6 protein-coding genes and 1 pseudogene are annotated in these 4,036 nt (G+C 58.8%); 2 read left to right on the top strand and 5 right to left on the bottom strand.

The window, feature by feature from the left end:
* Positions 1-97: 97 nt before the first annotated feature.
* The 4 genes from tnpB to H8A95_RS44630 form a co-directional block, all read right to left on the bottom strand.
* On the bottom strand, positions 98-451 hold the full coding sequence (gene tnpB, locus H8A95_RS41840; RefSeq protein ID WP_229172545.1) for an IS66 family insertion sequence element accessory protein TnpB: 354 nt from the start codon (positions 449-451) through the stop codon (positions 98-100).
* A complete protein-coding gene (gene tnpA, locus H8A95_RS41835; RefSeq protein WP_229172546.1) occupies positions 432-878 on the bottom strand; it encodes an IS66-like element accessory protein TnpA in 447 nt (148 codons plus the stop codon). The genes tnpB and tnpA overlap by 20 nt, the downstream gene beginning before the upstream one ends.
* A gap of 79 nt (positions 879-957) precedes the next feature.
* Positions 958-1,263: a hypothetical protein gene (locus H8A95_RS41830; RefSeq protein ID WP_229188290.1), complete on the bottom strand. Its 306-nt coding sequence runs from the start codon at positions 1,261-1,263 to the stop codon at positions 958-960.
* 300 nt (positions 1,264-1,563) lie between these two features.
* Entirely contained in the window at positions 1,564-2,178 is a 615-nt protein-coding gene (locus H8A95_RS44630) for an iron-sulfur cluster assembly accessory protein (RefSeq protein ID WP_376711799.1), read from the bottom strand.
* A 272-nt stretch (positions 2,179-2,450) separates the two neighbouring features.
* On the opposite strand from H8A95_RS44630, the gene H8A95_RS41815 reads away from it, so the two are divergent.
* On the top strand, positions 2,451-3,041 hold the full coding sequence (locus tag H8A95_RS41815) for a hypothetical protein (protein ID WP_229172430.1): 591 nt from the start codon (positions 2,451-2,453) through the stop codon (positions 3,039-3,041).
* 9 nt (positions 3,042-3,050) lie between these two features.
* Here H8A95_RS41815 and H8A95_RS41810 read toward each other — a convergent pair whose 3' ends face one another.
* Positions 3,051-3,446, bottom strand: a complete 396-nt coding sequence (locus H8A95_RS41810) for a Rieske (2Fe-2S) protein (protein ID WP_229172431.1) — start codon at positions 3,444-3,446, stop codon at positions 3,051-3,053.
* 474 nt (positions 3,447-3,920) lie between these two features.
* Here H8A95_RS41810 and H8A95_RS41805 point away from each other — a divergent pair.
* A pseudogene (locus H8A95_RS41805) lies at positions 3,921-4,036 on the top strand (IS110 family transposase); the annotation flags it as partial.

Genomic DNA, 4,036 nt, shown 5'->3' with positions numbered 1-4,036 from the left:
ATTCATCGTAGTCTTGAATCGAAGTCGTGCCGCCGCGTCAACCGGGTTCCATGTAGTTGGCGGCCGTCATCCGATGACGCCGCCGCATCGAACACTGTCAGCCCACGCTCTGATATTGCCGCACCGGATGGCGACGCACCGCCGCGATGTTGATGCCGTCAAGCAGCCAGTGCAGCTCCTCCGTCGTCAGCGTCAGCACCGCCTCCTGGCTTCCGGGCCAGTGGAATCTGTCCGCCTCCAGTCGCTTCAGCAGCATCCAAAATCCCGACCGATCATAAATCAGCAGCTTGATCCGGTCGCGCCGGCGATTGCAGAACCCGAACACCGCGCGCTGGAACGGATCCAGCCCCATCGACTGCTCGACCACGATCCCCAGGCTGTTGATGCCCGCCCGGAAGTCAATCGGCTCGCGGTGAAGATAGACCCGAAGATCAGACGCCAGTCGGAACATCGCAACGCCCCAGCGCTTCAATCACCGCCGACAGCAACTGCGCGTCGCCGCCTTCCAGCGAAAGTGTCACTCCGTTGGGCATCGATGCCGTCAGCCGCCCGGCACAGGATCGCTCCGTCGCGCAAACCGCGATCGCGCCAGCAGATCGAGTCGGCGACGTCGACGGCGCGCTAACCGGAATAAACGCCGGCGCAATCGGCGCCCGCGCTTCCGCCGGGCTATTGCCGCTCTGAAGTTGTCGCTTGGCCACCCACTTGCGCAGCAGGTTCGCGTTCACGCCGTGTTGCAACGCCAGCCCCGCCAGCGACACGCCAGGCCGCAGACAGGCTTCGACCAGCTGTTGTTTGCTGGCCGGGTCATAGCGACGCCGGCCATTCCGCAACACACCGAGCGTCTCAAGCTTAAAAGGTTCCTCTGGAGTGATCATCGATGGTGTCCACCTTGTTCATGGTGGACACCTCATCCCATCCGGACACTCAATTGCACAGGTGCGTCAAAAATAGCGCTTACACAGAACTGATGGTTAGCCCACGCGGCCTGACGGCCGCTCCAGTCGTCACATTCGCGACGCCGCTCACCAGATTTCGCATGGCCTGGCGGAACTCGATCGCCTGGACCGACAGAATATCGTGCATCTTGGAAGGGGACTGGCAGCTCATGATGATCGGCCTGTAAAGGGGCGTCGAGTTTGCTGTCTCAATCGCTGCGCAGAGAGTGCCGTGGCGGCCGTCTCGAACCTGCGGTTCGGCGTATGGGCTCATGACCACCTTCTGGTGGCAATCGGCGTAGGAGCGCGCCAGCCAGGTCTGCAAGAGTTTGGGGGCGCCATGTGAGGCCGATTCCGATATTGGCGCGCCGTTCGTGTTCCTCTTCGTATAAGAGGCATCGGCGCACCGGTTGCGCATCCAGAATGCGCTGTTTCGCCGCGAACAGATGCTCATCGATTGTGACGTGCAGCCTCCCCCGCAGCCCCCGGCGGGATCGAGCCGTCTGTATCGATCAGTTCCCGAAACTTTCGAATAATGTACTCTATCTTCGCGATCGATCCGAGAGCTTCCAGCGTTTGCCATGACATCGTCGATTGTCTCCTTTGACGCACTGCACCTCTTTCACTAAGTTGTAATGGCTGCTGTCGGCGCCAGCAGCGAACGCATTGCGGCGCGTACATCGGCTTGCCGCATCAAGCTCTCACCGACCAGGAAGGTCGAAATCCCAACACGCGAAAGCATGACGAGATCGCCGGGCCCGAGCATGCCGCTTTCCGAGACGATCAGACGATCTTTGGGGATGAGCGGTGCCAGGGTCTCGCTCGTTGAAAGCGTGGTTTCGAACCTGCGCAAATTGCGATTATTGATGCCGACCATCGGTGAGCGAAGGGTGAAAGCACGATCGAGTTCCGCGGCATCCTGGATCTCGACCAGCACGTCCATGCCGTCCGTCAGGGCAGCGGCTTCGATATCGCGCGCAGCAGCGGCGTCCAGTGCCATCACGAAATCGATGGTCGTGCCGACCAGATGCTGACGGCTCCTGTTCTCGACAAACACCTTCAGGCCGTCGCATTCGATCACGATGTCGCCAGGCTTCGGTTCCTCGGCGAAGCCCATCATGCATTTGAAACCGTTGCAGCCGCCTGCTTCGACCATAATGCGCAGACCGCCGGTCGGGTGCGTCGACGATGAAATCGCGCTCTTGATTGCATTCACTGCGCTATCCGTCAGGTCGATCACGGCTTACCTCTCATCGGCTTAGGTCGGGCTGCCACGGCAAGTCACGTGCCAATGTGCAGAGGCTTGATGATTCTAACTTTTTTGGATCGCGTCTGTGGACTTTGGAACCAGTGTCAGGTTCCTGACAAGCTGCTTGAGGCGATCGCGGCCCACCGACGCGTTTTCTTCCCAAGCTAGGCCGAAGGCCGCTACGCATGCGACGGCAAGCAATTGGCATTGCCTCTGACACCGGCCAACGCGTCGGTGAAGAGCTTAGATCGAGGACGAATTTAATGACTGCAATCGAGAACACCGCACTCGGCAGACTTGAGAAGGAGGGCCGCCTGCTCAATGCCGTACTCAAAGGCGGGACGACCGAGCCGGGCCGGTTCGGCTTTCGCGGCGACGTCGCACTAAAATTCCAGAGTCAACTCGCGGACGAGAAACGGCCGCCGGACTATTCGATCGAGCAGGTTTTGACGATCGCGCAGGACGGAGAACGCACTATTCCGGTGCTGGCCGGCTACCTGCATTCCTTCGCGTATCTTGCCGACGTCGCGACCGTCCTTGACGGTGCCTTGAGCCCAAACGGCAGGTACTTCATGTTCTGCAACAACATAGATTTGCTGGCGAAATACCGAGTCAAGCTCGGTGATATTACCTTCCACGTCCTGCCGTGCGATGAATCCACCGTTTGGAAGGAGATGATGGACCTGGTCGGGCTCAACAAGGACGACATCAAGAAGCTCAATACGGGGGGCAAGCTTGATTACTTACTCGATGCGACAAAGGATCTCGATCTGTCTTATGAGGAGATCTCGTACGAAGACGGGTTAAATAGGATGGAGCCGGTGAGGAACCGCAACGAGAACCGGCCGGTCTGAGCACGGTCTTCAGTTGTTCGGCGATGCATCGTCTTCGACAAGACGCGCGCCGACGATGCAGATATCACCATCCAGAACTGCCAACGCGATCGGCGTGAGCGCTCCACCATGACATGGACCTTCGACGCACCGCCCGGTGCCGAGTTCGAAGGTCGCCCCGTGTTTGCCGCACATCAGCCGGACACCGTGTGGATCGAGGAATTCGTTCCGCTCCCAGTCCAAATTAACGCCGTTGTGCGGGCATTTATTGACATAGCCAAGCACCTTTTTGCCCCAGCGCACCACAACGATGGACCAGGGCCGGTGATTGCCGTCATCATCGACGACCATAAGATGGAATCCCACGGCCTGGCGGCTCGGAATATCGTTAAAGCCGCAAATCGCATAGATGGCATCTGGCTGCATTCATCGCTCGTTTATTGCAAGTCGCTCTTCGTTGTCGCTGTGCAATCAACCCTGCAAGAACCGTAGAAGCGCCGGAACGGCTCGCGTTTCCGGCAATCCAACGCGCAAGCTTCGTCATTGCAGCACACCTCATTGGCGCGGGTGCATAATTCAGACCAATCCGCACGAGCATTGAGCCTTGCTGCCCTTCCCATGATGGCTGCGCAACCGCAACTTTAGCGCTCCAACCTTTCTCGACCGCTTGCCGGACAGCTAAACGCGCTGGTTGCCCGTAGCGCCAACACCTTTTCCGGGCATTTTTCAGTTACGCTCTGCAAGAGTGAGAACGTCACCGCCTGTGAAGATTGCGCGGCGGCGATCAAGGTGAGACGCGCTCTCAACCTGATTGATTGATGTGGTGGAACGGCCCGCTCCGACAGCATCATCGTGCTAAAACGTGGTCGTTATTCGAACGCCACAAGGAGGAACCGTTCCATGAAGCAGATTAGCACCATCGGGTTGGATTTGGCGAAGCACATTTTTCAAGTTCACGGCGCGGGTGGCGATGGCTCGCCGGTGTTGAACCGGAGACTACGGCGCAGCGAAGTTCC

Source organism: Bradyrhizobium oropedii (assembly GCF_020889685.1).
Taxonomy (GTDB): Bacteria; Pseudomonadota; Alphaproteobacteria; order Rhizobiales; family Xanthobacteraceae; genus Bradyrhizobium; species Bradyrhizobium oropedii.
The sequence above is the reverse complement of the archived record's forward strand: the minus strand, read 5'-3'. Positions and strand labels throughout refer to the sequence as shown.

Coding starts and splice junctions, on each gene's coding strand:
- tnpA (WP_229172546.1), bottom strand. CDS start 878: ATGATCACTCCAGAGGAACCTTTTAAGCTTGAGACGCTCGGTGTGTTG.
- H8A95_RS41810 (WP_229172431.1), bottom strand. CDS start 3,446: ATGCAGCCAGATGCCATCTATGCGATTTGCGGCTTTAACGATATTCCG.
- tnpB (WP_229172545.1), bottom strand. CDS start 451: ATGTTCCGACTGGCGTCTGATCTTCGGGTCTATCTTCACCGCGAGCCG.
- H8A95_RS41815 (WP_229172430.1), top strand. CDS start 2,451: ATGACTGCAATCGAGAACACCGCACTCGGCAGACTTGAGAAGGAGGGC.